The organism is Streptomyces sp. NBC_01450 (assembly GCF_036227505.1).
Classification (GTDB): Bacteria; Actinomycetota; Actinomycetes; order Streptomycetales; family Streptomycetaceae; genus Streptomyces.
Map to the genome: position 1 here is coordinate 6,909,538 of NZ_CP109480.1, position 26,117 is coordinate 6,935,654.

Sequence of the window (26,117 nt, forward strand, 5' to 3'; positions counted from 1 at the left end):
CTGGTTGCTTCTCGGGTCCCGGTGCGGGGTGGCTTCGCCGGGCGCCGATGGGTGTCAGCGCCCGGGCCGCCCGGCGGGGCGCCAGGTGACGGGTCTCGTCGGTGTGGGCCGGGAGGGGCTGGAGGGCATGCCTGCTCCGGTTCAGAGGGTCTCGGCGACAGGGACGGCGGTGACGGGCGCGGCGGCGGGCGCGGGCACGGTGGCCAGGTGCGTCACCGGGCGCGCCGCGGCGGCCGACGGGACCGGGTGGCGCTGCGTGGGCGGCAGCACCCGCGGCAGCCCGCCGCTCTCGCCCAGCACGACATGGCGTACGACCCGCTCGGCGGCGCGCCCGTCCTCGTTCGGGCAGAACCGCTCGCGGAACGCGGTGCGCAGTTGGGTCGAACGGGAGCCGCGCCAGTGGCCGGTCGCGAAGATGTCGATCAGCTCGTCCTCGCTGCGCGCGACCGCGCCCGGCGGGAAGGCGCGCAGGTCGAAGTAGGTTCCCCGGGACGCCTGGTACGCCTCCCAGTCGTCCGCGTGGATCACGATCGGCCGGTCCAGGACCGCGTAGTCGAACATCAGGGACGAGTAGTCGGTGACCAGCGCGTCCGAGGCCAGGCAGAGGTTCTCGACGCTCGGGTGGTCGGAGACGTCGATGAGCCGGGCCCCGGAGTGTGCGCTCAGCGCGGCCGCGTACGAGTGGTGGGCGCGGGCCAGCACGACGAACCGGGGGCCGAGCCGGCGCAGGACGCGCTCCAGGTCCAGGGCCAGGCGCTGGGTGCGGCGGTAGTCGCGGTAGGTCGGCGCGTACAGGAGGGCGACCGTGCCCTCGGGGATGCCGAGGGACTGGCGCAGCCGGGTGACGTCCGTCGAGGTCGCCCGCTGGAACACGTCGTTGCGGGGGAGGCCGTACTCCAGCGTCGTGTACGAGGCGGGGAAGACGCGCTCCCAGACCAGGGTGGAGTGGCGGTTGCCGGACAGGCAGTAGTCCCACTTGTCGGCGCTGCGCAGCAGCTCGGCGAAGTCGGTGTCGCGGGCGGCCGCCGGGCGGTCCTGGAGGTCGAGCCCCATGTACTTGAGCGGGGTGCCGTGCTGGGTCTGGATCATGATCTGGCCGGGGCGCTTGACCAGCCGGCGGTCGAAGTTGACGTTGTTGACGAGGTACTTGGAGCGGGCGAGCGCCGTCCAGTACGCCGTCGTACCCGGCCGCAGACGGCGCGTCGAGGCCGGGATCGTGTGGTGGTGCTCGGGGTGCGCGATCCACGCCGTACGGATGTGCGGGGCGAGAGCGCGGAACGCGGACTCCAGGGCGCCCGGGTTGCAGCCGTGGCCGCGCCCCCAGTAGCTGGAGAAGACGGCGCGGTCGGCGCGCAGCGGCAGCCGGAGCTGGACCCGGTAGTGGAACTGGAGGGCGCCGCCGCGGACCTTGCGCAGCAGTCCCTTGACACGGCGCAGGGCCTTCTTGTGGGCGCTCGTGGCCAGGGCCAGCAGACGGTACGTGCGGTGGTTGCCGAGCCGGACCAGGGCGTGCCGGAGGCGGGTGCGGGGGCGGACGGGGGCGCCCGGCGTGCGGTAACGGCGGTAGTGGGTACGGGCCTTGCGCAGGAACTCGGCGCGGGTGCCGCGCGGCAGCCGGCCCCGCTTGGAGAACACCGTCGAGAGGTGGTCGACCATGCGGCGGAACAGGACCGGGCGCCAGCGCGCCAGCTCCGGGTGCGCGTCGAGATGCGCGAAGACCCGGTCGTACTGCTCGAAGATGTCGAAGTGACTGCGGCTGCTGGTGCCGAGGATGTTGCCGCGGCGGCGCTGGCGGTAGTGCACACAGACCCGGTCGAGCGTCGCGATCGTCCGGGCGGAGATCAGCGCCGGGTAGGTCCAGGGGGTGTCCTCGTAGTAGCCGGGCGGGAAGGCGAGGCCCTCGCGCTCGACGAACTCCCTTCGGTACGCCTTGTTCCACACCACCATCAGCACCCTGAGCAGCCCCGGCCGGTCGTCGAGCCGGAAGGGCGCGGGCCCTCGCTCGCTGAGCTGATCCGCGAAGCGGTTGCGGACGATGTCCCCGTTCCAGTACGTGCGCGCGTAGTCGTAGACCAGGACGTCCGGTTCGGCGGTGTCCTTCAGCCGGTCGGCGATCGCGCGCAGGGCGTCCGGGGTGAGGGTGTCGTCGCCGTCCAGGAAGACCAGGTAGTCGCCGGTCGCGTGGTCGAGCCCGGCGTTGCGGGCGAGGCCGAGGCCCACGTTCCGAGGCAGGTGGACGGGGCGGACCCGGGAGTCGCGGGCGGCGAACTCGTCGACGATCGCGCCGCAGCCGTCGGGCGAGCAGTCGTCGACGGCGATCAGTTCGAGGTCCGGAAAGGACTGCTCCAGGACGGATTCGAGGCATTCGTGGAGGTACGCCTGAACCTTGTACGCGGGGACGATGACACTGAACCTGGGCAACGGACATCCATGGGTCGGCTCGGGCATACTGCCCGGCAACGGCCGAAGGGGTGACTTGGTTACGCCAGATGTGGCATACGGGGGAAACCCCGGGTGAACGCCGAGGGGCGAACCGGCATCCGGCCCGCCCCTGATGTGGTTGTCCGTCCGGCTACTTCACCGCGCCCGCCATCACCCCGGACACGAACTGCCGTTGGAACGCGAAGAACACGGCCAGCGGGATGACCATCGAGATGAAGGCGCCGGGCGCCAGCACGTCGATGTTGTTGCCGAACTGGCGCACCTGGGTCTGGAGCGCGACCGTGATCGGCTGGCTGCCCGCGTCGGAGAACACCAGCGCGACCAGCATGTCGTTCCACACCCACAGGAACTGGAAGATGCCGAGCGAGGCGATCGCGGGACCGCCGAGCGGCATCACGACCCGCAGGAACAGGCGCAGTTCACCCGCGCCGTCCAGCCGGGCCGCCTCCAGCAGCTCCCGGGGGATCTCCGCGAAGAAGTTCCGCAGCAGGAACACCGCGAAGGGCAGGCCGAAGCCCACGTGGAAGAGGATCACCCCGAAGATCGTGCCGAAGATGCCGATCTTGCCGAAGAGTTCGGCGATCGGGATCAGCGCCACCTGCACGGGCACGACCAGCAGACCGACCACCGCCAGGAACCACCAGTCGCGGCCCGGGAACTCCATCCAGGCGAAGGCATAGCCCGCGAGCGCGCCGATGACGACGACGAGGACGGTCGCCGGGACGGTGATCAGCACCGTGTTCCCCAGCGAGCTGGTGATGTCGCCGTTCTCCAGGAGCTTCTGGTAACTGTCCACGGTGAGCTGGGACGGCTCGCTGAAGACCTTCCACCAGCCGGACGCGCTCATGTCCTCCGGTGTGCGCAGCGAGGACAGCAGCAGCCCGATCGTCGGCACCAGCCAGAACAGGCCGACAAGCAGGAGGAAGACCCGGACGATCCCGCCGCTGACACCGCTCGCGAGCCGGGAGCCGAGCGACTGCCTGGCCTTGACGGCGGTGACGGGCGCGGTCTTCGTGAGACCGTCGACATGAGTGGTCATCGTCGTACCTCCCGCCGCAGACGACGCACGTTGAACCACACCACCGGGATCACGAGCAGCAGCAGGAACACGGCGATCGCGCTCGCGATGCCCGGCTGGTCCTCGGAGAAGCCCTTCCGGTACAACTCCAGGGCCAGCACGTTCGCGTCGTCCTGGGACGAGCCCGGCGGGATGATGAAGACCAGGTCGAAGACCTTCAGCACATTGATCATCAGCGTGACGAGGACGACGGCGAGGACGGGCGCGAGCAGCGGCACGGTGACTCTTCGGAATACCTGCCACTCGTTCGCGCCGTCCACCCGTGCCGCTTCGAGGAGTTCACGCGGCACACCCGCGAGCCCCGCCGCGATGAGCACCATGGCGAAGCCGGCCCACATCCAGACGTACGCGCCGATCACGGCCGGGGTGACGAGCGACGGGCCGAGCCAGTCGACGCCGTTGTACGGCTCACGGAAGTTGCTGGCCGGAAGCCGCAGTCGAGCCCCGTCCGCCTTCTCGGAGAGCGTGAAGGTGCCGTCGCCCCGCACCTTCGCCGAATCGACGACCTTGCCGTCCTTCACCGCCTCGATCCTCATCCCCACATAGCCGAGTTCGCCCGGGTCGACCTGGCCGAGCCTGCCGACGCCCTTGCCCCGGGTGAAGTCCTGCCAGGCGGTGCCGGTGACCTTGCCGGGCTCGGACGGGGCCTGCGCGGCCCTCTTCGCGTCGCTCGGCATCTTGTCGGGGGCGACCCCGACGAGGGGAAGGGTGACGGACTGCCCGGCGTGCACGGCCTGTTGCGTGATGAACCCGCCCTTTTCCGCCCGGAGCGGCGACTGCCGTCCCGGATGGGCCTTCGGGAACGCCGACGACTCGGCGAAGGTGTCGTGCACCCCCACCCAGACCGCGTTCGCGACCCCCTTGTCCGGGTCCTGGTCGTACACCAGCCGGAAGATGATCCCCGCGGCGAGCATCGAGATCGCCATCGGCATGAAGACGACCAGCTTGAACGCCGTGCCCCAGCGGACCCGTTCGGTCAGGACCGCGAAGACGAGACCGAGCGCGGTCGCGACGGTGGGCGCGAACACGACCCAGATGACGTTGTTCTTGAGGGCGGTACGGATGCCGTCGTCGGTGAACAGGGCCTTGTAGTTGTCGACTCCGGCGAAACCGTCGCCGGACTGGTTGAGGAAGCTGCGGATCAGCGAGTACCCGATCGGGTAGACCACGAGCGCGCCGAGCAGCATGAGGCAGGGCAGCAGGAACAGCACCGCCACGGTCCTGCGGGTGCCGGTCACGCTTTTGCGTGTACGGGCCGGAGGAACCGGTGGGGTTCCTCCGGCCGTTGCCGACGTCATCGCCGGATCAGCTTCCGCTGCCGTACGCCGCCGCCGCGTCCTTCTCCAGCGTCGCCTGGGTGCCGGCGACGTCGGTCGGGTTCTTCAGGAAGTCCTGGAGGTCCTTCCACTCACCCTTGCCGGGCGTGCCGCCGAAGGCCTGCGGGGCCTGGTCGGACATGTCGAAGCGGAAGTCGTCGCCCGACGCGATCAGGGACTTGGCGATCTTCTGCTGCACCGGGTTCGGGTACGCCGAGTTCGGCACGTTCTTGTTGGGGGAGAGGTAGCCGCCCAGCTTCGCCTGGATCGTCGCCGCGTCCGGGGAGGCCAGGAAGGTGGCCAGCGCCTGCGCCGCCTTGGAGTCCTTGAGGATGACGGCCGCGTCGCCGCCGGACACCACGGGTGCCGTGCCGCCCACGGCCGGGAACGGGAACACCTTCGCGTCCGTGCCCACCTGGGCCTTGGTCTCACCGATGTTGACCTGTGCGAAGTCGCCCTCGAAGACCATGCCCGCCTTGGGCTGGTCGCCGCCGGTGAAGGTCTGGGTCACGGAGCCCGGGAACTCCGTCTGCAGGGCGCCCTTCGCGCCGCCCGCGATGTAGTTCTTCTTGCCCCAGATCCCGGCGAGGGTGGTGAGGGCCTGCTTGACGGACGGATCCGTCCACTTGATCTTGTGCTGGCTCAGCTGGTCGTACTTCTCCGGGCCCGCCTGGGAGAGATACACGTTCTCGAACCAGTCGGTGAGCGTCCAGCCGTCGGCGCCGCCGATGGAGAACGGGGTGACACCGGAGTCGTAGACCGTCTGCGCGGTGGTCAGCAGGTCCTGCCAGGTCCCGGGTTCCTTCGCGCCCGCGTTCTCGAAGACCTTGGCGTTGTACCAGATCAGCGACTTGTTGGCGGCCTTGTAATACACGCCGTACTGCTTGCCGCCCACCTTGCCGATGTCCTGCCAGCCCTGCGAGTAGTTCTTGGCGAGCTCGGCCAGGGCCTCGGGGCCCAGGGGCTTGGCCCACTTCTTGTCGACGGCCTGTTTGATGGCGCCGGGCTGCGGGAGCAGCGCGACGTCCGGCGGCTGGCCGCCCGCGATCTTCGAACCGAGGAAGTTGATGATCGGGTCCTGGGCCGCCACGAAGGTCACCTTCGCGCCGGTGCGCTTCTCGAACTCCGCGAGGACCTTCTTGAAGTTCTTCTGCTCGTCGCCGGTCCACACGGCGGCGACTTCGAGGCTCGCGCCGTCGAGCTTGGGGAGGGTGACGGTGTCGCCGCTGCCACTGGGACTGCTCGTACCGCCGTTGTCGTTCTTGTCCTTGCCGCCGCCACACGCGGTGAGGGCGAGGGCGCCGACGACGAAGACGGCTGCGGCGGCCTGTACGGCCCTGGGTGACCTGCGGTTCCGTGCGGCTCTGGGTGACCTGTGCGTCGAGTGATTGGGCGACCTGTGCGTACGAAGAGCTCTGTCCATCACTGCCCCGTTCTCGTTCCTCGTCGAACGTCCGGCGCTGTCCCGTGCGCTCTGGTCTACGCCGGGGCATCGAGGGCGGCAAGAGCGCCTGCGCTGTCAAGTGGGTGATCGTGACTGGGTCGTGACGTGGTCGGCTGTGAGAACGCGGTGCGAACTCCGTGCGGTGGCCGGTGGGGTGAGGAGACGGCGGTCGGTGGGGCTGGGAGAGATGGAAGATATGAACGCCGGGTGATGGCCGGTCAGCCGGGCGGGGTGGAGCGGACCGTGCCGTCGAGGGGGCCGTCGGTACGGGTGCCCTCGATGACGGCGGCGTCGGTGAAGGCGCCGTCGGTGAGGACGGGCACGGTCGTACTCGCGTCCACCTCGACCGCGATCGCCACGTCGTCGGCGAAACCGCTTCGGGCCAGCTCCAGGGCGGAGGAACAGGCGGCCACGGCGCCGGCCGCGTCAGGGGTCGCGGTGAAGGCGGCCCGTACGGCGGCGGCCTCGGGCGACAGCGGTCCGGTGCCGCCCGTCGCCTGGAGCGCGGCGATGACCGCTCCGGCCCCCAGCAAGTCCTCCAGCCCGGGCCGCAGACTGCCGTCCGGCCAGCGCTCGCCCGAGGCGATCACGGCGAGTGACCGTTGCGGTGTTCCATAACCATGGAGGGCCAGCCACCGGCCGACGGCCGACGCGTTGCGCAGACAGCCCGCGACCACCGCCGATCCGCCCGCCGCCGCGGCGATGGCGGACCCGTTGGGCGAGGGCAGTACGAGCCGGGGGGTGAACGGGGCCCGCCGGAGCGCGGCGGGGGACAGCGACCAGGGAGCGTCCGGGGTCACCGCCCGCCGCCCGACCGCCAGTTCCGCGGCGTTGCTCCGGGCGAAGGCGGACGCCGACTCGTCCCGCCAGGCATAGGGGTGGACCCGGGTCCCCGCCTCGACGGCGACGCTCACCGAGGTGGTGAACGACAGCACGTCCACCACCACGAGACACGCGACGTCGGCCGCGAGCCGCTCCGCCCCGGCGGCCCCCCATTCGAACCGGACTCCGTACTCCCGCTGCAGATACCAGTCACTCATGAGGGCGGAGTCTCGCGCACGTTCCTTCGAAGTGCGCGCACGGACACGTCCTACAGCAGAGACGGCACCTCCACCGCGGCCACCGACCTCGCCGCCCGCTCCAGCGCGCTGGCCAGCAGGGCCAGGTCCGTGGGTCCGTTGCCGAGTTCGCGGACGGGGCGGCGGGCCGGGGGGTCGCCCATGCGGTGCCATTCGAGGGGGACGACCGTGGGGCGGAGGGTGGCCGTGCGGGGGATGCGGCCCGTGACCCGGCCGGCCTGGAAGGGCGTGAGGCGGCCGTCCGGGGTGGACAGGCGGCCACGGCCGGGGGCGGGTTCGTCCGCACCGGGGGACACCGGGTCGAGGGCGATGCGCAGGGAGGCGGCGCGGCCCAGTTCGGTGCTCGCCGTGCGGCCGTCGTCCGCGGCGGCGGCCACAAGGTGCACGCCGAGGCGGTCGCCCTCGCGGGCGACGGCCTCCAGAGCCCGTACGACCGAACCGGCCGCAGGCCGTCCCGGAGATCCCAGCGCCGGGGAGAGCAGCGCGTCCAGGTCGTCGATGATGACGACGAGACGGGCCAACGGGGGGCCCGGATCCGTGCGTTCGCGGGCAGCCGCCGGGCGCAGCCGCAGGGTCGAACTGGGGGGCGTGTCGAGGTCCGCGGCACCGGAGGAGGAGGCGGAGCCGGGCTTCGCTCCCGGGGCGGGTTTGGGTGTGCGCTGGGCGACCATCCGGCCCGACACCTCGCCGCGCGTGTGCCACTCCGCGAAGCCGAGCCGGCCCAGGAGCTCGGCCCGCCGCTTCAGCTCGGCGCTGAGGGACTGGGCGAACTCCCGCATCCGTACGGGGTCGTTGGCGGTGAGGTGGGTGGTGACGTGGGGCAGGTCCGTACACACCCGCAGCCCCTCGGCCCCTTGGGCGGTGCCGTGGCCCCCGGTGCTGTCCCGCCCGTCCATCAGCACGATCCCGAGCCGGTCGGGGCGCTCCGCGGCGGCCAGGGACGCGGCGATCGCGCGGAGCAGCTCCGTACGACCGCTGCCGGGCGGGCCCTCGATCAGCAGGTGCGGGCCCTCGGCGGGGAGGTCCACGGCGACCGGGCCGCGCGGGCCGGCGCCGAGGACGGCCCGGCCGCGGCCGCCAAGAGCCTCCGTGTCGTCCGCCGCGTCCGCCCAACGGGCCATGAGTGACGCCGGGGTGGCCCGGGCCAGTCCCAACTCGTCCAGCAGACGGGCCGCTTGGGGGAGCGGCGCGGACACACGCGCGTGGCGGTCGGCGTGTGTGCCGTCCGTGCGAAGGGGGGCGAGGGCGCGCGCGAAACGCTCCGCCCAGGCCGGTGACACCGCGTCCACCGCGGCGACCGTGCCGTGTCCCACGGGCCCGCTGGATCCCACCCGCATCAGGCGCAGCGCCGTCGCCACGTCCCCGCTGAGCAGTGCGACCGCCCCGCACTCCCGGAACGCCGGTGACGCCGCGCAGGCCGCCTCGTACGTCTCCGTCACCGGGGACGAGGGCGACGCCGACGCCGTCTCGGCCAGACACACCACGTGGATCCCGGCCCGTGGGCCCTCGTGCGTCAGCCGCAGCACCGCCTCCCGCACATCGGCGCCTCCGGGATCCCCGTCCACGACGAGCACGGTGAAGGGCCCCTCGAAGTCCCGGTCCGCGCCCGTCGGGCCCTCGTCGCGGGCCCAGGACGGGCGCCGCGCGCCGCCCCGCGCGTCCACGGGAGCGCGATCGGCCTTGTCGTACGCGCCCCGGGTGCCGCCCGCTTCCGTCAGGTGGTCCTCCAGGCGGCGCAGGAGCTCGTCCGTGCGGGCCGTCGCCTGTTCACGGTCGTAGGCGAGGAGGAGGCGGCAGTCCTGGCCGTGGGTGGGGCGCAGATGCGGGAGCCAGCCGAGCCAGGACCACTCGGTGGTGCGCTCCTCCACCGTGCGGGAGCGGTCCGCGCTGATCAGAACGATGTCGAGGGCGTCGGGGGAGTGCAGCGCGGCGAGCTGGGCGACCACCGAGCGGGCCAGCCCGGCCAGCCGGGTGCGCGGCCCCGCCAGGCCCAGCGAGCCGACCTCCCGCAGGCCCGCGGTCACCGGCACGGCGGGCACCAGGCCCGAACCGTCGGGCGCCGCCCGGTCGGCCGTGCCCAGCCGCACCGTCAGCGTCTCCGGGTGGCCCGGGCCGCGCTCCCACAGCCGCGGTCCCGGGCCCAGCGCGGTGAGCAGCAGCGTCGCGGGGTCGGGCCAGCTCTCCGGGGCCCGTGTGGGCAGCGAGGCCGCCAGGAACTCTGCCGCCCCGTCGTCCCCGTCCGTGTCGTACGGATCCCCCGGACCGGCGCCCGGCAGCTCACCCCTGCCGCCGGTCAGCCGACGCGCCCACGCGCCGATTCCGCCTCGCCTGCGCACTTCCGGCGATATGTCGGTGCCCCGCGTGGGGGTGCCTTTGCGGGTGCCCGGCTCGGGGCGGGCCGAGGCGTGGGCGGTGGCGCCACCCGCCGACGGGTCGGGGCCGGACGGCCGCGCGGGCCTGTTCTCGATGCGGGGCGCCCGGCCCTGCCCGGGCACGACAGGGCCGTGCTCCTGCGCTTCGGGGACGCCGTCCGAGGCTCCCCACTCCGCCGCTCCGAAGCCGTGATGTGTGTCACCGGCGGGCGGGACGGGCAGCGCTCCGGCACCGGAGGCACCCCCTACGCGCGTGTGGGGCACGACAGGGGCGGACGGGGCGGCGGAGGCGGCAGGAGCAGCGGAGGACGACGAGGGTCCGGGGTCGGCGGGCGGCTTCGGGCGGGTGTCCGTACCGGTGGCTGTACCGGTGGCCGTGGTCACCCGGACGTGGCCCTCCCCGTCGGGCGTCGTGCCCAACGGGTCCGTGCCGTCGGGCGGAGCCAGTCGCAGGGCGGACTCGCCGACGCGCAGGAGCGCGCCCTGCCCGAAGCGGACCGGGCGGGTGCCGACGTGGGCGCCGTCCAGCGTCGTGCCGTTCGTGGAGCCCAGGTCGGTGACCGAGACGCGGCCCTCGGGGGTGACCGTGACCGCGCAGTGCAGGCGGGAGACGTCGGGGTCGTCCAGTGGGACGTCCGCGTCGGCGGAGCGGCCGATGTCGATCCGGCCGCCGTGCAGCAGGTGGACGCCGCCCGCGTCGGGGCCCGCGACGACATGGAGCTGGGCCGCGACCCCGTCCACGTCCGGACCGGGTTCGGCGGGACAGCCCAGGGACAGCACGGCGCCGTCGGTCAGCGGCGGCTCGCCCAGCGTGCAGCGCTGGCCGTCGAGGCGCTCCGCGCCCGCGTACAGCACGACGGGACCTCCGCCGAGCTCTCGGCCCCGGTCGTGCTGGCCCGCGCCCTCGCCGCCGACCGCCGAGGCCAGACCCGCCGCCACCGCCGCCAACGCCGTCCCGGCGGGAGCGGTGACCAGCACATCGCAGGCCGCGGCCCGCCCCCGCGGCTCCGAGGGCGAGCCCAGCGGGTCTACGACGGTCAGCCGGATCTGCATCGCCGCCAGCGGTCCCTTCCGCGCAGGCGCCCGCGAGGAGGGCGAGGCTGCGCCGCGGTCCCCCACCGCAGAATCCCCCACCGCACACGGGCACGTCGGCCAGTACTGAAGGCATCCTCGCACCTGTCACTGACAACACGCCCGCCGCCCACCGGCAAGTGATCTTGATTGGTCGGCTCTGCCCGTAAAAGTGCCTGACCAGTGCCCGACCGGTGCCCGCTTGAGATCGGTCACGTCGCCCCCGCGGGCGCTGTCCGGCAACCAACCGCCGAATGCGAGCGTCTTCCCATCGAACATGTGCGGGAACGCGTACGTAAGCGCTTATGCGAAGCACAAGCGCTATGTGGGAAGTAGTGGGAAGCACACGCGGACGACAGCCCAGTGTCATGTACCTCGGCACTACAGTGGGGCGGAAACCGCCGCAGCACGCTGACAACGGCGGACGGACCAGGCAAGCAAGCAACAGGGAGCGCATGACGTGCGGCCGGTAGGGAGCAAGTACCTCCTTGAGGAGCCGCTGGGGCGCGGCGCCACAGGCACCGTCTGGCGAGCCCGCCAGCGGGAGACCGCGGGCGCCGAGGCGGCCGTAGCGGGCCAGCCCGGTGAGACCGTGGCGATCAAGGTCCTGAAAGAGGAGCTCGCCAACGACCCGGACATCGTGATGCGGTTCCTGCGCGAGCGCTCCGTTCTGCTGCGCCTGACCCACCCGAACATCGTGCGGGTACGCGACCTCGTCGTCGAGGGTGACCTGCTCGCGCTGGTCATGGACCTGGTCGACGGCCCCGACCTGCACCGCTACCTCCGTGAGAACGGCCCGTTCTCACCGGTCGCCGCCGCCCTCCTCACCGCCCAGGTCGCCGACGCGCTCGCCGCCAGCCATGCCGACGGCGTCGTGCACCGCGACCTGAAGCCCGCGAACGTCCTGCTCAAGCAGGACAGCGGCCAGATGCACCCGATGCTCACCGACTTCGGCATCGCCCGGCTCGCCGACTCCCCGGGCCTCACCCGGACCCACGAGTTCGTCGGCACGCCCGCCTATGTCGCGCCCGAGTCCGCGGAGGGGCGCCCGCAGACGTCCGCCGTCGACATCTACGGCGCGGGCATCCTGCTCTACGAGCTGGTCACCGGGCGTCCCCCGTTCGCCGGGGACTCGGCACTCGAAGTGCTGCACCAGCACCTGAGCGCCGAGCCGCGCCGCCCCTCCACCGTCCCGGACCCCCTGTGGACCGTCATAGAGCGGTGCCTGCGCAAGAACCCGGACGAGCGGCCCAGCGCCGAGAACCTCGCCCGTGGACTGCGCACCGTCGCCGAGGGCATCGGTGTGCACGCCACCTCCGCGCAGATCGCCGCCGCGGAGGGCGTGGGCGCACTGCTCGCCCCCGACCCGACGCCGGCCGCGGTGCCGGGCGTGCCCGGTGCGGCCGACCCCACGCAGGTGCTGCCGCACAGCGCCCCGGGGGCGTACGACCCGAACGGCGCGACCAGCGTCCTGCCGCACACCGGCGCCCCCGGCATGCCCGGTGCCGCCGACCCCACCGCCGTACTGCCGCACCGCGGCGCGGCCGACCCGACCGCCGTCATGCCGCCGGTGCCCCAGCACCAGCCGGGCGGACAGCCGGGACAGCCCGGGCAGCCGGGGCAGGGCGAGGACCCGCACCCCTGGCAGAGCCAGCTGCGGGCGGCCCGCGACCGCAACGAACAGACCCAGGTCCAGTACCTCGACCCCGACCAGGACCCGCTGCGCCGTCGTCCCCAGCGACAGGTCGCGCGGCCCCAGCAACAGCAGCGCCCGCCACAGGGGCAGCAGCCGCCGCCCGGATACGGGTATCAGCAGCAGCAACAGCCGCAGCAGTACGCGCAGCAGCAACAGCAGTACGCGCCCCAGCAGCAACAGCCGCAGCGCCAGCAGCGCAGCCAGCGGCAGCAGCAGCCGCAGGGGTACGCCCCCGCGCCCCAGCAGCAGCCGCAGCCTCAGCGGTACGCGCCCCCGCCGCAGCAGCCCGAGGCGCCGGCGCCCCGGCAGTCGCGCGAGCCGCGGCAGCGCAGCGCCAACCCGATGAAGATCCCGGGACTCGGCTGCCTCAAGGGCTGCCTGTTCACGATCGTCATCCTGTTCGTCGCGGCGTGGCTGGTCTGGGAGTTCAGTCCCCTGCAGGACTGGATCGGGACCACCAGGGGCTTCTGGGCTGAGCTACGCCACGAGTTCAACACCGTGAAGGACTGGATCGGGGATCTCGGCGGAGGCTCTTCCGGCGACTCTTCCACCAACTAGTTCCCTTAGTTCCTGTTAGCTCCCATGCGACTCTGGGGACTTGTCGACATCTGACGGGTGATTTCCGTCTCCGGAGTGAAGGTTGGCTCTTCGGACGCGTACTTTTAGCGACAACACGCGTCAGTAGGAGCAGTCTTGGCACGCAAGATCGGGAGCCGGTACACCGCCCACCAGATTCTGGGGCGGGGCAGTGCCGGCACGGTGTGGCTCGGTGAGGGACCTGAGGGGCCCGTCGCCATCAAGCTGCTGCGCGAGGACCTCGCGTCCGACCAGGAGCTCGTGGGCCGCTTCGTACAGGAGCGCACGGCCCTGCTCGGGCTCGATCACCCGCATGTCGTGGCGGTGCGGGACCTCGTCGTCGACGGCAATGACCTCGCGCTCGTCATGGATCTCGTACGGGGTACGGATCTGCGCACCCGGCTCGACCGGGAACGGCGGCTGGCGCCCGAGGCCGCGGTCGCGATCGTGGCCGACGTCGCCGACGGGCTGGCGGCGGCGCACGGGGCCGGGGTCGTGCACCGGGACGTGAAGCCGGAGAACGTGCTGCTCGACATGCAGGGCCCGCTGGGCCCGGGGGGCTCGCACCCCGCGCTGCTCACGGACTTCGGTGTGGCCAAACTCATCGACTCACCGCGGCGGACCCGGGCCACGAAGATCATCGGCACGCCGGACTATCTCGCGCCCGAGATCATCGAGGGGCTGCCGCCGCGGGCCGCCGTCGACATCTACGCCCTGGCGACCGTCCTGTACGAGCTCCTCGCCGGGTTCACACCCTTCGGGGGCGGGCATCCCGGTGCGGTACTGCGGCGGCACGTGACGGAGACCGTCGTACCCCTCCCCGGCATCCCCGAAGAGCTGTGGCAGCTGCTCGTGCAGTGCCTGGCCAAGGCGCCGGCGTCGCGGTTGCGGGCGTCCGAGCTGGGGGCGCGGCTGCGGGAGCAGCTGCCCCTGCTGGCCGGGATGCCGCCGCTGGACGTCGACGAACCGGACGGGGAGTCGGCGGAGGACGCCCCCGAGGGCGGCGAGGCGCCGGCGGAGCCGACGGCGCCGGCGTCGCGGGTGCGGCGGGGGGCGGTGCCGTTGGTGCCGGGGGCCGCGCCGGACTCCAATCGGGACACGCACACGTCGATGAGGGTGCCGGGGCCGGACGAGCTGGCGGGTGGCGCGCGGGGGACGGCCCGGGCGCCGCGGGCGGCGGGGGCGCCTCGGCCGGGGTCGGCTCGGCACCGGGCGTCGGCGCGGCGCCGCCGGATCACTCTGGGGGTGGCGGGGGTCGTTCTCGCCGCCGTGGTGGGGGTCGGTACGTGGCTGGCTACGTCGGGTGACGATGCGGGGGCGACTCCGCACGACACGAAGAACTCGGCCCCGGCGTCCCCCTAGCCCCCATCCCGACCTGGGGCTCCGCCCCAGACCCCGGGTGTGTTCTTCGGCTGCGGGTGGGTGGGGGCCGGTCGCGCAGTTCCCCGCGCCCCTGGGGGCCGGGCTGCGCCCGAGCCCTGGGTGGTCGGTTTTCGGCTGCGGGTGGGTGGGGGCCGGTCGCGCAGTTCCCCGCGCCCCTGGGGGCCGGGCTGCGCCCGAGCCCTGGGTGGTCGGTTTTCGGCTGCGGGTGGGTGGGGGCCGGTCGCGCAGTTCCCCGCGCCCCTCGGGGTCGGGCTGCGCCCGTGCCCCTGGGGGCTGGGGCTGTGCCGAGCTCCCCGGACCTTCCAGCCTGTCCGGCGATTGAGGACGAGGCCGTTCAGGCCGGTGGGGGCCGGGGCGGAGCCCCCGGGGAGGCCTTGCGCTGCCCCCGTCGGACGAGGGGCGAGCCTCGCTTGCGGCAGCCGTTACGCTGGAGGCGTGGCAGTCGTCGATGTATCCGAAGAGCTCAAGTCCCTCTCCTCGACCATGGAGTCGATCGAGGCCGTCCTGGACCTCGACAAGCTGAGGGCAGATGTCGCCGTGCTCGAGGAGCAGGCGGCCGCGCCGTCCCTGTGGGACGACCCGGACGAGGCGCAGAAGATCACCAGCAAGCTGAGCCACCTCCAGGCGGAGGTCAGGAAGGCCGAGGCGCTGCGCGGGCGTATCGACGATCTGAGCGTGCTCTTCGAGATGGCCGAGGAGGAGGACGACCCGGACACCCGTGCCGAGGCCGAGTCCGAGCTCGTCTCCGTCAAGAAGGCGCTGGACGAGATGGAAGTCCGGACGCTGCTCTCCGGGGAGTACGACTCCCGTGAGGCCGTCGTCACCATCCGTGCCGAGGCCGGCGGCGTCGACGCCTCCGACTTCGCCGAGAAGCTCCAGCGCATGTACCTGCGCTGGGCCGAGCGCCACGGGTACAAGACGGAGCTCTACGAGACCTCGTACGCGGAAGAGGCGGGCATCAAGTCCACCACCTTCGCCGTCCACGTCCCGTACGCGTACGGGACGCTCTCCGTGGAGCAGGGCACCCACCGCCTCGTGCGCATCTCGCCGTTCGACAACCAGGGGCGCCGCCAGACGTCCTTCGCGGGTGTCGAGATCCTGCCCGTCGTCGAGCAGACCGATCACATCGAGATCGACGAGTCCGAACTGCGCGTCGACGTGTACCGGTCGTCCGGCCCGGGCGGTCAGGGCGTCAACACCACCGACTCCGCGGTGCGCCTCACCCACCTCCCCACCGGCATCGTCGTCTCCTGCCAGAACGAGCGGTCGCAGATCCAGAACAAGGCGAGCGCGATGAACGTGCTCCAGGCCAAGCTGCTCGAGCGGCGCCGCCAGGAGGAGCAGGCCAAGATGAACGCCCTCAAGGGCGACGGCGGCAACTCCTGGGGAAACCAGATGCGTTCGTACGTCCTGCACCCGTACCAGATGGTCAAGGATCTGCGGACCGAGTTCGAAGTCGGTAACCCCGAGGCCGTTTTCGGCGGCGAGATCGACGGATTCATCGAGGCCGGAATTCGCTGGCGCAAGCAGCAGGAGAAGTAGTTCGAGGCTTCAACATCATCTTGATGCCGCTTTGTCGACAAGGCAACTGCCGCCCATCGGGCGGCAGTTGCCTTTTGTGTGGGGGATTTCTGGGTTTTACGTCACAGTCACATGTCCGCACGGCAGGCAAATGTCATTGATCCGGACATCGCGTACGCAACGACCTTGACGTTGCTGTGAAAACTGGGAATGGTGGCGCGTGGCATGCGTATCTCTGGGGCGCATGTGAACCGGGGGGCTGAGAGAGCCACCTGTGACGCCGTGGCCCCGGGCGCTGCTCCATTGACGATCAGCTACTGGGGGTAGCAAACATATGACCAAGAAGACGCGGATCCGCGTGGCACGCATAGCAGCCGGTGTGGTGATCGCCGCCGGTGCTTCGCTGACTGCCGCGGGTGCCGCCTCGGCTCTCGACATCAATGTCGGTGTCACGGTCGACGGGGACCCGAGCGCCACCCCGACCGAGACGGGCATTCCCACCACCCTCCCGACCGATCCGACGACGGACCCGGGTACGCCCACCGATCCGACGACGGACCCGGGTACGCCCACCGATCCGACGACGGACCCGGGTACGCCGACCGACCCGACGACGGACCCGGGTACGCCGACGGACGACCCCACCGACCCCACCGAGAACCCCACCGAGCCCACCGACCCGACGGACGACCCGACGGACGGTTCCGGCACGGGCACCGGCACCGGTGGCAATGACACCAACCCCGACGGTGGCTCCAAGCCCGTCGAGCAGGGCAAGGGTTCCTCCGTCCTGACCGACACCGGAGCGAACACCTCGTCCGACACCTCCGCCCAGGGCAAGAAGGGGGAGCTGGCCGAGACGGGTGCCGGCGAGACCGCGTTCCTGCTGGTCGGCGCCGCCACGATGATCGCGGGCGGTATCGGCTTCCGTCTGCTGCCGCGCCTCGCGAGCGGCCGCGGCGCCGCTGCCTGACGCAGCTGAACACAGCACGAGAGGGGCCCGGAGCGGCTTGCTCCGGGCCCCTCTCGTGTCAGGCGCGCCGTCACGCACGTCGTCGGGCGCATCAGGGGTGCTTCAAAGAGTGATCGCCTCGGATGGCGACCGCCTCGGATTCAGATGGTGACCACCTCGGATGGTGACAGTGGTCACACCGCCGCTCTCGCGAGACTCATGCCGTCTGGTGCGCCAGCAGTGCCACCGCCGCGATCAGTACGGCGAGCAGCGCGATCAGCGCCATCGGGTTCAGTCCCGCGAAGGGGCTCTCCTGCTGCAGCCGCTCCCGGTTCGCACGGCAGACCGCGCAGCGGCCCTCGCTGACGGGCGCCGCGCAGTTCGCGCACACCAATCGGTCGTACGTCATGCGCTTGCCCTCCTTGCGCCGTTCACCGCTTACATAACGCTGCGGGGAACGCAAGCGTTCCCCCTCCACTGTGCCAGGTTCCGCGGAAATCGGCGCGGCTCGCCTTATCCTGCCCTGCGCTCCGCGGGTTAGGCGGGGAAACGGGCGCTTCCGGAGGGGCGGGCGGGGTCGGGTCCGCGGCTGCCGACCGGTGGAGACCGGTGGAGACCGGGCGCGCGGTTCACCGTGCGCCTACGGGGGTGCCCGTACAAAGGCCCGTACAAAAGGGCCCCGCAAAAGACCTGCACAAAAACGCACAAGCCCCGCACAACCCCCGCGCAACCTTGACCGGCGACTGCGCTCGTGCACCCGGTTCGCGTATGGTCACGCTCACCTACCCCCGGCGACCCGTGGTGCATCCGTGATCCGATTCGACAGTGTCTCCAAGGTCTACCCCAAGCAGACCCGCCCCGCTCTCAGGGATGTCACCCTGGAGGTCGAGCGTGGTGAGTTCGTGTTCCTCGTGGGGTCCTCCGGCTCCGGAAAGTCCACCTTCCTGCGGCTGATCCTCCGCGAGGAGCGGACCAGCCAAGGCCAGGTGCACGTCCTGGGCAAGGACCTCGCACGCCTCTCCAACTGGAAGGTGCCGCAGATGCGCCGCCAGCTGGGAACCGTCTTCCAGGACTTCCGCCTGCTGCCGAACAAGACGGTCTCCGAGAACGTCGCCTTCGCGCAGGAGGTCATCGGCAAGTCCCGTGGCGAGATCCGCAAGTCCGTGCCCCAGGTGCTCGACCTCGTCGGGCTCGGCGGCAAGGAGGACCGGATGCCCGGCGAGCTGTCCGGTGGTGAGCAGCAGCGCGTGGCCATCGCGAGAGCCTTCGTGAACCGGCCCAAGCTCCTCATCGCGGACGAGCCGACCGGCAACCTCGACCCCCAGACCTCCGTCGGCATCATGAAGCTGCTCGACCGCATCAACCGGACGGGCACCACCGTGCTGATGGCGACGCACGACCAGAACATCGTGGACCAGATGCGCAAGCGCGTCATCGAGCTGGAGCAGGGCCGCCTCGTCCGCGACCAGGCGCGCGGCGTCTACGGCTACCAGCACTGACGACGGTCCACGGAAAGGCTTAGCAGACGCCATGCGCGCCCAGTTCGTTCTGTCGGAGATCGGTGTCGGTCTCCGTCGCAATCTGACGATGACCTTCGCGGTCGTCGTCTCGGTCGCCCTCTCCCTCGCCCTGTTCGGCGGTTCGCTGCTGATGAGCGATCAGGTGAGCACCATGAAGGGCTACTGGTACGACAAGGTCAACGTCTCGATCTTCCTCTGCAACAAGAGTGACGCGGAGTCCGACCCCAACTGCGCCAAGGGGGCCGTGACCGCCGAGCAGAAGACCCAGATCAAGAGTGACTTGGCCAAGATGAACGTCGTCGAGAAGGTCTCGTACGAGTCGTCGGACCAGGCGTACAAGCACTACAAGGAGCAGTTCGGCGACTCCCCGCTGGCCAGCTCCCTCACGCCGGACCAGATGCAGGAGTCGTACCGCATCAAGCTGAAGGACCCGCAGAAGTACCAGGTCATCGCGACCGCCTTCGACGGCCGTGACGGCGTGCAGTCCGTGCAGGACCAGAAGGGCATCCTGGACAACCTCTTCGGGCTGCTCAACGGCATGAACTGGGCCGCGCGCGCGGTGATGGCGATGATGCTCGTGGTCGCCCTGATGCTGATCGTCAACACGGTGCGTGTCTCGGCGTTCAGCCGGCGCAGGGAAACCGGCATCATGCGGCTCGTGGGCGCCTCCGGGTTCTACATCCAGGCGCCGTTCATCATGGAGGCCGCGGTCGCCGGACTGATCGGCGGAGGCGTCGCCTGCGGATTCCTGTTGGTCGCGCGGTACTTCATCATCGATCACGGCCTCGCGCTGTCCCAGAAGCTGAATCTGATCAACTTCATCGGCTGGGACGCCGTGCTCACCAAGCTGCCGCTCATCCTCGCGACGAGTCTGCTGATGCCCGCGCTTGCCGCGTTCTTCGCGTTGCGCAAGTACCTGAAGGTGTGACGCATGCCAAGGGGGCCGTACTGCCAACCGGCGGTACGGCCCTTTGCGTTGTCCTAGACTCACCGCCATGTCAGGCCGAGACCTGTTCTGTCAGCCCCGCCGCGCAGGCCGCGGGGCCGCCCTGACATTGCTTTTCGCGAGCGTTCTCGTCGCGGGGGCCGCGACCGGGTCGTTCGGTGACCCCGACCGGAGAACCCCGCCCCCTTCGGCGCGTACGACCCCGGCGGCCCACCGGGAGACGGTCACCGACGCGGCCGCCGAGGCGATGGCCGACGGCAAGTCCCCGATGGAGGCCGCCGAGCGGGCCGTCAGCCGCAGCGGAGACCGTTGGGGCGCCGTCTACTCCCAGGGCGAGTACGAGGAGTTCGAGGAGGCCCTCGACGGCCAGTACACGGGCGTGGGGCTGTGGGCCCGGCGCGAGCGTGACGGCCGGATCGAGGTGACCCGGGTGCAGAGCGGCTCGCCCGCGGCGGCCGCCGGGATCCGCAAGGGCGACCGGCTGCGCAGCGTCGACGGCGAGAAGGTGGACGGCCGGCCGGTCACCGAGGTCGTCTCCTTACTGCGCGGGGACGCGGACGACGCCGCCGCCGGTACGAAGGTCTCCCTCGGCCTCGAGCGCGGCACACGCGCGTGGAGCGAGACGCTGCGCCGGGCGAGGCTGTCCACGGACTCCGTGACCGTCCACAAGCTTCCCGGCGGCGTGACCGTGATCAAGGTCGCCGCCTTCACCAAGGGCGTCGGCGACGCCGTACGGACCGCCGTCGAGCAGACCCCCGAGCACGCCGGGATCGTCCTCGACCTGCGGGGCAACTCCGGCGGACTGGTCACCGAGGCCGTCACCGCCGCCTCCGCCTTCCTCGACGGCGGCCTCGTCGCCACCTACGACGTCAACGGCGCGCAGCGCTCCCTGCACGCCGATCCCGGCGGCGAAACCACCAGACCCCTGGTCGCGCTCGTCGACGGCGGCACGATGAGCGCGGCCGAGCTGCTCACCGGGGCCCTCCAGGACCGCGGCCGTGCGGTCGTCGTGGGCTCCAGGACCTTCGGCAAGGGCTCGATCCAGATGCCGAGCCGGCTGCCCGACGGCTCCGTCGCCGAGCTGACCGTCGGCCACTACCGCACCCCCGCCGGGCACACCGTCGACGGACGGGGCATCACCCCCGACCTGGAGGTGGACGCGGAGGCCCTGGAGCGGGCGGAGACCGTACTCAGCGGCCTCGGCGACCCTTCGTAGTCACCAGCGCGGTGCCGCTGTAATCGGCTTTCCCCCGGACCCCCCTGTAGTGCGAAAATGGTCAGCACTATGAGCAAGGGAATGTACGTACCGAAGGAGTCCCAGCCCAAGCAGGGCGGAGGGGCCGCGAAGGCCAAGGACGGCAAGCGCAAGATCGTCGCGCAGAACAAGAAGGCACGGCACGACTACGCGATCATCGACACCTACGAGGCCGGACTCGTGCTCACCGGCACCGAGGTCAAGTCGCTGCGCCAGGGACGCGCCTCGCTGACCGACGGCTTCGTCCAGATCGACGGGAACGAGGCGTGGCTGCACAACGCCCACATCCCCGAGTACAGCCAGGGCACCTGGACCAACCACACGGTGCGCCGCAAGCGCAAGCTGCTCCTGCACCGCGAGGAGATCGACAAGCTGGCGTCGAAGTCGGAGGAGACGGGTCACACGATCGTGCCCCTCGCCCTGTACTTCAAGGACGGCCGCGCGAAGGCCGAGATCGCGCTCGCCCGCGGTAAGAAGGAGTACGACAAGCGGCAGACCCTGCGCGAGAAGCAGGACCGCCGGGAGTCGGACCGCGCGATCGCGGCGGCGAAGCGGAAGCAGCGGGGCGCGTAGCCACGGGTATGGCGCGTGGCCACGGGAATATGGTGGCACCGTCGTGCGTTGGTCACGTACGATGGGATCTGCACCTCACAGCGGGTGCGCAACCCTCCTCGGAGGGGCTTGAAAAAACAACATGGGGATGATCGGTTTCGACAGCGGATGTCGAAGCAGGGGAAGCGTGTCGAGGAAGCGACAATGATCTCGTTAACCATATGTCGCAACCAATAATCGCCAATTCCAAGAGCGATTCCCAGTCCTTCGCCCTCGCTGCCTAATAAGCAGTGAGTGAAGGACCCTTAATGGGTGTCAGCCCGGGGGTGTTCCCGACCCGGATCCTGGCATAATCTAGGGAACTAAACCACCGAGCCCGGTCACGGGGTTCGATGGGAAATCAAACAGTGGCTGGGCCCGTCGGCGACTTGTTCGCGTGATCACCGGGGCCGAGAAAATCGCAGCGAACTGCACACGGAGAAGCCCTGATTCTGCACCGGTGGACGCGGGTTCGATTCCCGCCATCTCCACGATCAGGAGGTCCTCGGGCCTCCACATCCCATGTGGGCAAAGGCCCCTTCGCTTTCGAGCGGCGGGGCCTTTGTCATGCCCGGTGACCGACGGCCGACCCTGCCGAGTGGTCGACCGGTGGGTGGTTTTCGGCCGACTCTGGCGCGGGACGGCCTGCCGGGCCCACCCAGTCGGCCTCCATCTTCACGGGAGGCGCACAGGTAATCCCCTGTTTGTGCACGGGACTTGCTCGCGTCGGGGGCCGTGGACCGCCATGGGCGCTATCGCGCCACGCCGTTCCGGCCTCGAAATATTCCTTGTCCTGTCCCGGTCATCCCTGCCTATGGTGATCGCCGCGCCTGGCCGAGTCTGACCCCTCGGCCGACGCGCGAGTCGATGGGCGACCGGGGGAACACCGTCGCCACGGGAGGGAAAGACCGTCATGCCGCGATACCGCCGTGCCTGTGTCTGCCGCCGCCGCCTCCATGCCGAGGCAGCGAGCTGAGCTTCACGCATCTCCTCCGCCCCTCCGGACGGGCGTCCCCGCCTGCCCTCCGCCGCGATGAAGGACTGGGAAGTCCGCAGCGAGACGGACGTGCTCGGAAAGGTGTTCAAGAAGGGCGGTCCCGGGGCCGGTGAGGAGTCCGGCAAGTCGGTCCGGATCGTGCTGAGGTATGTGGCGAAGAAGGACCCCGTACAGCCGCACAAGCCGACGAACTTCGTCGTCCACACGTCCTATCCGCTCCCGAAGATGCAGTAGAAGCGAGTACGAGCAAGGTCTCGGGCCTCTTGGCACGAAAGAAGGGGCCTGTGACCGTGAAAGGTTCTGTGATGGCGCACCGCGAGGTGTACTACGTGGACTACTCGGCGGACTTCGGCCTCAGCGGTCTGGCCGGGACGGTGTGTGACCGCACGAGGTTCCGTATCGACGAGCCGACGATGGCGGCCCTCGCCGCGCGGGCGGTCCTCGACGAGGACGACCGACTCGGCAGGGACGTACGGCTGTTGCTGGAGTCGCCGCTGCCCGAGGAGACGCTGCGCGCCGTATGGCTGGCCGCCACCCGGCGCGGCTTCGACCCGGCCGAGCACGGCCTGGACGCGCGGGCGTGGCTGCGCCGCGTCCTCGAGACCTGCCCGCCGCGCCCGCCGGCCGGCTCCGAGGGCGGTCCGACGGTGACCGAGGAGGAACTGCGCGACGCCGTGTCGGCGGAACTCCGGCTGCTCGCGCCCGCCCTGACGACCGCGGTCCCGGTGCCGGATCTCGTGTCCGCACTGGAACGGGTGGTCCGGGAGGCCGACGCGGACCTGGGCCTGCGTCTGCTGCTGCGCGCCCTGAAGACGTACTCGGTGAGGGTGGCGGACGATCAGTACCACCGGTTCCTGGACCTCGGTGAACGGCTCGACTACCCCCTCACCGCCGTTTTCGAGGAGCTGAGCGTGTGCTGGCCGCCCCTCGGCGCCGTCCGGCGGGACTTCGAGTTCGGCTTCGGACTGCCGGCGCTCTCCCGGCAGTTCGACGGGGAGTGGGACGCGTGGCGGTACGAGGGCACGGGGACGCCGCGCGAGCATGTCGTCCGGTTCGTGCACGCCGATGCCGGTCTCGTGCCCGGGGTGCAGGCGGCCGTCCTGCTGGAGGACGTCACCTGCCTCCTGGACTCCCCGCTCACCGGCGAGCAGATCACCGCGGTGTGGAGGACAGCCTCCCGTCGGCGGTACACAAGTGAGGAGTTCGACGCCGACGGACGGACCTGGCTGCGCCAGATCGCCGAGGTGTGCCGGGAGCGGCTGAACGAGGTCGACCCCGCGTACACACCCGGGCCACGTCCCCCGCGCACCGATCTCGCGGACGCCGTTCTCACCGAGGTCCAGGCGGCCGCTCCGGCCCTGGGCGCGACCTGCGCCGCCCTGATCGGCGAGGTCGTGACGGAAGCCGATCCCGACCTCGGCTTCCGCCTCCTGCTGCGGCTCCTCGACGCCTACGAGGCTCCGATCACCGAGGCCCGGTACACCCGCTTCGAGCGGCTCGCCGATCGGCTGGGCTGCGGCGAGGACTATGTACGCCGAGAGCTGGAGCGCCGCATCACCCGATAGAGCAATCTGTTCACCCTGCGGTGGTCGGCCCTCTCAAGGCCCCGCCCACCGCTCGCTGCAAAGGCAAGGAAGCGATGACAAAGCTCGTGTCCTTCCCCTCCGGAGGGGAAGGAGAGGACCTCGACTGGTTCGCCACCGCCACCCTCTTCGGCGATGCGGTCGCCTTCATTCTCCGGCGGGTGACGGACGAGCACGCAAAGCGTGATGTCGCCGCGGGCGCCGTATCGGGTTACGTGTTCATCGGCGACCTTCCCGAACCCGATCAGACGAACGTTCTGACCGCGCTGCGTGACGAATTCCCCGACCATGTGGATTCCGTGATCTACCCACCGGATGTGACCTCCAGGATGGACGACACGGAGATCTTCGTCGCGCGTGCCAAGTCGCTCGCGCGGATGGCGAGTAAAAGCATCGCCCTGCGCGAAGCTTCCGGAGCCCTACCGGAAGGGAAGGGATGATGGATTTCTTTCCCCACACGGTTGGCCGTCCATCGTGATCCACAACGAACCCCGGCACCTGCTCGTCCGCGCCCGGGGCGAGCGGTCTCCGTTGTACGAGCCGGCGGATCCCAAGGACCACGAGGACATCGGCGCCTTCACCCGTAACACCCCGCTGGACGATGACGGGCTGGTCCTCCCGGCGGACTTGGCGGATGCGCTGCGTTCCTGGTCGTTGTCCCGCCCATCGGACGGTTTCCCGTCCCGCCGGCACATGCGGAGGTACGTCGAACGAGGCCTGGAGATCGCCCAGGCCGTGGCGAGGCAGCTGGGGCCCACGTGGGTGGTGCGGTACTGGGACGAGAGGCAGGCCAGGGCGAAGTTCGTGTGCTGGGGATGCGGACGCCTGGACTGGGCCCTCGACGAGCACGGCGAGCCCCCGCACCCGCTCCACATCGTGGTCGAAGGCGAGTTCAAGTGGTATCCGCTCCGCGCGGACGGGTTCGGAGACTTCGCGCCGGACGGTCCCGTGGGCAGTCTGCATCTGTCCGAGGAACTGGTGGCCGATCTGTACGCGTGGGCGAAGAGCATCGACACCACGGTGAACCTGGACCTGCGGGACCGGGAGGACTGTAAGTACGACGATGAGTGGGAACGGCTCTTCCACGAAGGGACGGAACTGGCGAGACGCGTCGCGCACGAGCTCGGCCCTGCCCGGAAGGTGACCTACAAAGGCCTGGCGAACGGCGGTCCGGCCGCCATGACGTCGGTCACCTGGCAGGGGGACCGGGAGGTGTGAGAGTCCGCTGAACGCGACCGGTGAAGTGCGGCTCGTGTATGCCGTGAGAGGCCTGAAAAGCCTGAAAAGGTGGAGGGAACGACTGTGACAGGACGGCAAGAGCCGTACTACGTGGACTACGACACGGACTTCGGGCTCAGTGGGCTGACCGAGGCGTTCGCCCTCTCACCCGCTCCGGAGAACACCGACGCGGCACTGGGGCTCGTCACGGCGAAGCTCGACGCGTATGACCGTGAGCGTCCCGTGGGCAGCGTCGACCATCTCGGCGCGGATGAGCGGAGCATCCTCGGCTATGACACCAGCCACGACGAGTGGGGGTACGCCGACGATCTGCGCGAGGACGTGCGCGGGCTCGTCGAGTCGCCGCTGACGGACGAGGCGATCCGGACCGTGTGGCGAGCGGCCGCCGGGGGCGTGTGGGATCCCGCGGCGCACGGCATGAGCGCCCGTGACTGGCTGCGGCGCATCGACGAGACCTGCGCCGCCCGCCCACCCCGGAAAGTCCCCGGGCGGCGCCCGGCACCTTCCCCGCTGTGGGACGCCCGGCCGCCGGCGGCCGACGAGGTGCGTGACGACGTCGTCGCGGAGATACGGTTCTGCCGCAAGCGATCGGCAGGGTCCCTCCCTTCCCCCGACACCCTGTCGGCCCTCGAAGAGGTGGCCGTTGTCCATCCCGAACTTGGCTTCCGGCTCTTCCTGCGGGCCTTGAAGGCCTACTCCGTACGGATCGACAAGGAGTGGTACGACCGGTTCCAGGCGCTCGCCGACAGGTTCGAGCACCACTCCGCGCTGGTCGACTCCGGTCTCGACATCGCGTGGCCGCCCATCGACCCCGCCCGCCGCGATGCCGGGAGACAGCGCCCGCGGTGGTGGACAAGGCCATCAGGCCCCACTGGCATCCCGTTCTCGCCGCGGATGTCATGGACGCGCTGGAACACGTGGTCACCCGGATCGATCCCGACCTCGGGTTCCGGTTGTTCCTCCGCGTCCTGAGCGCGCTGTCCGTGCGACTCACGCAGGAGCAGTACGACCGGTACGAGGCGATCGGCGAGCGGTTCGGGTACGGCGAGTATCACG

Annotated in this window: 20 protein-coding genes and 1 other RNA gene; 14 read left to right on the forward strand and 7 right to left on the reverse strand. The window is 70.8% G+C overall.

Going from position 1 to position 26,117, the window contains the following annotated elements; all coding sequences use genetic code 11:
- Positions 1-141: 141 nt before the first annotated feature.
- The 6 genes from OG568_RS30820 to OG568_RS30845 all read right to left on the reverse strand — a co-directional run bounded on the left by OG568_RS30820 (position 142) and on the right by OG568_RS30845 (position 10,784).
- Positions 142-2,421, reverse strand: a complete 2,280-nt coding sequence (locus tag OG568_RS30820; protein WP_329533894.1) for a bifunctional glycosyltransferase/CDP-glycerol:glycerophosphate glycerophosphotransferase — start codon at positions 2,419-2,421, stop codon at positions 142-144.
- Between the two features lie 151 nt (positions 2,422-2,572).
- On the reverse strand, positions 2,573-3,481 hold the full coding sequence (locus tag OG568_RS30825; protein ID WP_266582746.1) for a carbohydrate ABC transporter permease: 909 nt from the start codon (positions 3,479-3,481) through the stop codon (positions 2,573-2,575).
- Positions 3,478-4,818 (reverse strand): carbohydrate ABC transporter permease, encoded by a 1,341-nt coding sequence (locus tag OG568_RS30830; RefSeq protein WP_329533895.1) that lies wholly within the window; start codon positions 4,816-4,818, stop codon positions 3,478-3,480. Before OG568_RS30830 ends, OG568_RS30825 begins: the two co-directional genes overlap by 4 nt.
- Positions 4,819-4,825: 7 nt before the next feature.
- Positions 4,826-6,259 carry an ABC transporter substrate-binding protein gene (locus OG568_RS30835; protein ID WP_329533896.1) on the reverse strand — a complete coding sequence of 478 codons (1,434 nt, stop codon included), beginning with the start codon at positions 6,257-6,259 and terminating at the stop codon, positions 4,826-4,828.
- Positions 6,260-6,498: 239 nt separating this feature from the next.
- Positions 6,499-7,320 carry a 2-phosphosulfolactate phosphatase gene (locus OG568_RS30840; RefSeq protein ID WP_329533897.1) on the reverse strand — a complete coding sequence of 274 codons (822 nt, stop codon included), beginning with the start codon at positions 7,318-7,320 and terminating at the stop codon, positions 6,499-6,501.
- Positions 7,321-7,370: 50 nt separating this feature from the next.
- Positions 7,371-10,784: an FHA domain-containing protein gene (locus OG568_RS30845; RefSeq protein WP_329533898.1), complete on the reverse strand. Its 3,414-nt coding sequence runs from the start codon at positions 10,782-10,784 to the stop codon at positions 7,371-7,373.
- A 478-nt stretch (positions 10,785-11,262) separates the two neighbouring features.
- Here OG568_RS30845 and OG568_RS30850 point away from each other — a divergent pair, with 478 nt between their 5' ends.
- From OG568_RS30850 to OG568_RS30865, 4 genes are all read left to right on the forward strand, one after another.
- On the forward strand, positions 11,263-13,056 hold the full coding sequence (locus OG568_RS30850) for a serine/threonine-protein kinase (protein ID WP_329533899.1): 1,794 nt from the start codon (positions 11,263-11,265) through the stop codon (positions 13,054-13,056).
- A 135-nt stretch (positions 13,057-13,191) separates the two neighbouring features.
- Complete coding sequence (locus tag OG568_RS30855) at positions 13,192-14,436, forward strand: serine/threonine-protein kinase (protein WP_329533900.1); 1,245 nt, start codon at positions 13,192-13,194, stop codon at positions 14,434-14,436.
- A gap of 456 nt (positions 14,437-14,892) precedes the next feature.
- Positions 14,893-15,999 carry a peptide chain release factor 2 gene (gene prfB / locus OG568_RS30860; RefSeq protein ID WP_097284945.1) on the forward strand — a complete coding sequence of 369 codons (1,107 nt, stop codon included), beginning with the start codon at positions 14,893-14,895 and terminating at the stop codon, positions 15,997-15,999.
- 313 nt (positions 16,000-16,312) lie between these two features.
- Positions 16,313-16,951 (forward strand): hypothetical protein, encoded by a 639-nt coding sequence (locus OG568_RS30865; protein ID WP_329533901.1) that lies wholly within the window; start codon positions 16,313-16,315, stop codon positions 16,949-16,951.
- Positions 16,952-17,147: 196 nt separating this feature from the next.
- Here OG568_RS30865 and OG568_RS30870 read toward each other — a convergent pair whose 3' ends face one another.
- Positions 17,148-17,339, reverse strand: a complete 192-nt coding sequence (locus OG568_RS30870; RefSeq protein ID WP_266413524.1) for a hypothetical protein — start codon at positions 17,337-17,339, stop codon at positions 17,148-17,150.
- 400 nt (positions 17,340-17,739) lie between these two features.
- On the opposite strand from OG568_RS30870, the gene ftsE reads away from it, so the two are divergent.
- From ftsE to OG568_RS30920, 10 genes are all read left to right on the forward strand, one after another.
- Positions 17,740-18,429 (forward strand): cell division ATP-binding protein FtsE, encoded by a 690-nt coding sequence (gene ftsE, locus OG568_RS30875; protein ID WP_067379910.1) that lies wholly within the window; start codon positions 17,740-17,742, stop codon positions 18,427-18,429.
- Between the two features lie 31 nt (positions 18,430-18,460).
- Positions 18,461-19,378, forward strand: a complete 918-nt coding sequence (gene ftsX, locus OG568_RS30880) for a permease-like cell division protein FtsX (protein WP_329533902.1) — start codon at positions 18,461-18,463, stop codon at positions 19,376-19,378.
- Positions 19,379-19,445: 67 nt separating this feature from the next.
- Complete coding sequence (locus OG568_RS30885) at positions 19,446-20,612, forward strand: S41 family peptidase (RefSeq protein WP_266413529.1); 1,167 nt, start codon at positions 19,446-19,448, stop codon at positions 20,610-20,612.
- Positions 20,613-20,681: 69 nt separating this feature from the next.
- Positions 20,682-21,224, forward strand: a complete 543-nt coding sequence (smpB, locus tag OG568_RS30890; RefSeq protein ID WP_329533903.1) for an SsrA-binding protein SmpB — start codon at positions 20,682-20,684, stop codon at positions 21,222-21,224.
- Positions 21,225-21,347: 123 nt separating this feature from the next.
- Positions 21,348-21,736: a transfer-messenger RNA gene (gene ssrA / locus OG568_RS30895) on the forward strand.
- 539 nt (positions 21,737-22,275) lie between these two features.
- Entirely contained in the window at positions 22,276-22,473 is a 198-nt protein-coding gene (locus OG568_RS30900; RefSeq protein WP_329533904.1) for a hypothetical protein, read from the forward strand.
- A 56-nt stretch (positions 22,474-22,529) separates the two neighbouring features.
- On the forward strand, positions 22,530-23,804 hold the full coding sequence (locus OG568_RS30905) for a hypothetical protein (protein ID WP_329533905.1): 1,275 nt from the start codon (positions 22,530-22,532) through the stop codon (positions 23,802-23,804).
- 86 nt (positions 23,805-23,890) lie between these two features.
- Entirely contained in the window at positions 23,891-24,262 is a 372-nt protein-coding gene (locus tag OG568_RS30910; RefSeq protein ID WP_329533906.1) for a hypothetical protein, read from the forward strand.
- 34 nt (positions 24,263-24,296) lie between these two features.
- Complete coding sequence (locus OG568_RS30915; protein ID WP_329533907.1) at positions 24,297-25,040, forward strand: hypothetical protein; 744 nt, start codon at positions 24,297-24,299, stop codon at positions 25,038-25,040.
- An 84-nt stretch (positions 25,041-25,124) separates the two neighbouring features.
- Positions 25,125-26,033, forward strand: a complete 909-nt coding sequence (locus tag OG568_RS30920; protein ID WP_329533908.1) for a hypothetical protein — start codon at positions 25,125-25,127, stop codon at positions 26,031-26,033.
- Positions 26,034-26,117: the final 84 nt, after the last annotated feature.

Excerpts from the sequence above, each read along its gene's own strand:
- OG568_RS30825 (WP_266582746.1), bottom strand. The coding sequence starts at position 3,481 with ATGACCACTCATGTCGACGGTCTCACGAAGACCGCGCCCGTCACCGCC.
- OG568_RS30830 (WP_329533895.1), bottom strand. The coding sequence starts at position 4,818 with ATGACGTCGGCAACGGCCGGAGGAACCCCACCGGTTCCTCCGGCCCGT.
- OG568_RS30835 (WP_329533896.1), bottom strand. The coding sequence starts at position 6,259 with ATGGACAGAGCTCTTCGTACGCACAGGTCGCCCAATCACTCGACGCAC.
- OG568_RS30840 (WP_329533897.1), bottom strand. The coding sequence starts at position 7,320 with ATGAGTGACTGGTATCTGCAGCGGGAGTACGGAGTCCGGTTCGAATGG.
- OG568_RS30845 (WP_329533898.1), bottom strand. The coding sequence starts at position 10,784 with ATGCAGATCCGGCTGACCGTCGTAGACCCGCTGGGCTCGCCCTCGGAG.
- OG568_RS30865 (WP_329533901.1), top strand. The coding sequence starts at position 16,313 with ATGACCAAGAAGACGCGGATCCGCGTGGCACGCATAGCAGCCGGTGTG.
- OG568_RS30870 (WP_266413524.1), bottom strand. The coding sequence starts at position 17,339 with ATGACGTACGACCGATTGGTGTGCGCGAACTGCGCGGCGCCCGTCAGC.
- ftsX (WP_329533902.1), top strand. The coding sequence starts at position 18,461 with ATGCGCGCCCAGTTCGTTCTGTCGGAGATCGGTGTCGGTCTCCGTCGC.
- OG568_RS30885 (WP_266413529.1), top strand. The coding sequence starts at position 19,446 with ATGTCAGGCCGAGACCTGTTCTGTCAGCCCCGCCGCGCAGGCCGCGGG.
- smpB (WP_329533903.1), top strand. The coding sequence starts at position 20,682 with ATGAGCAAGGGAATGTACGTACCGAAGGAGTCCCAGCCCAAGCAGGGC.
- OG568_RS30900 (WP_329533904.1), top strand. The coding sequence starts at position 22,276 with ATGAAGGACTGGGAAGTCCGCAGCGAGACGGACGTGCTCGGAAAGGTG.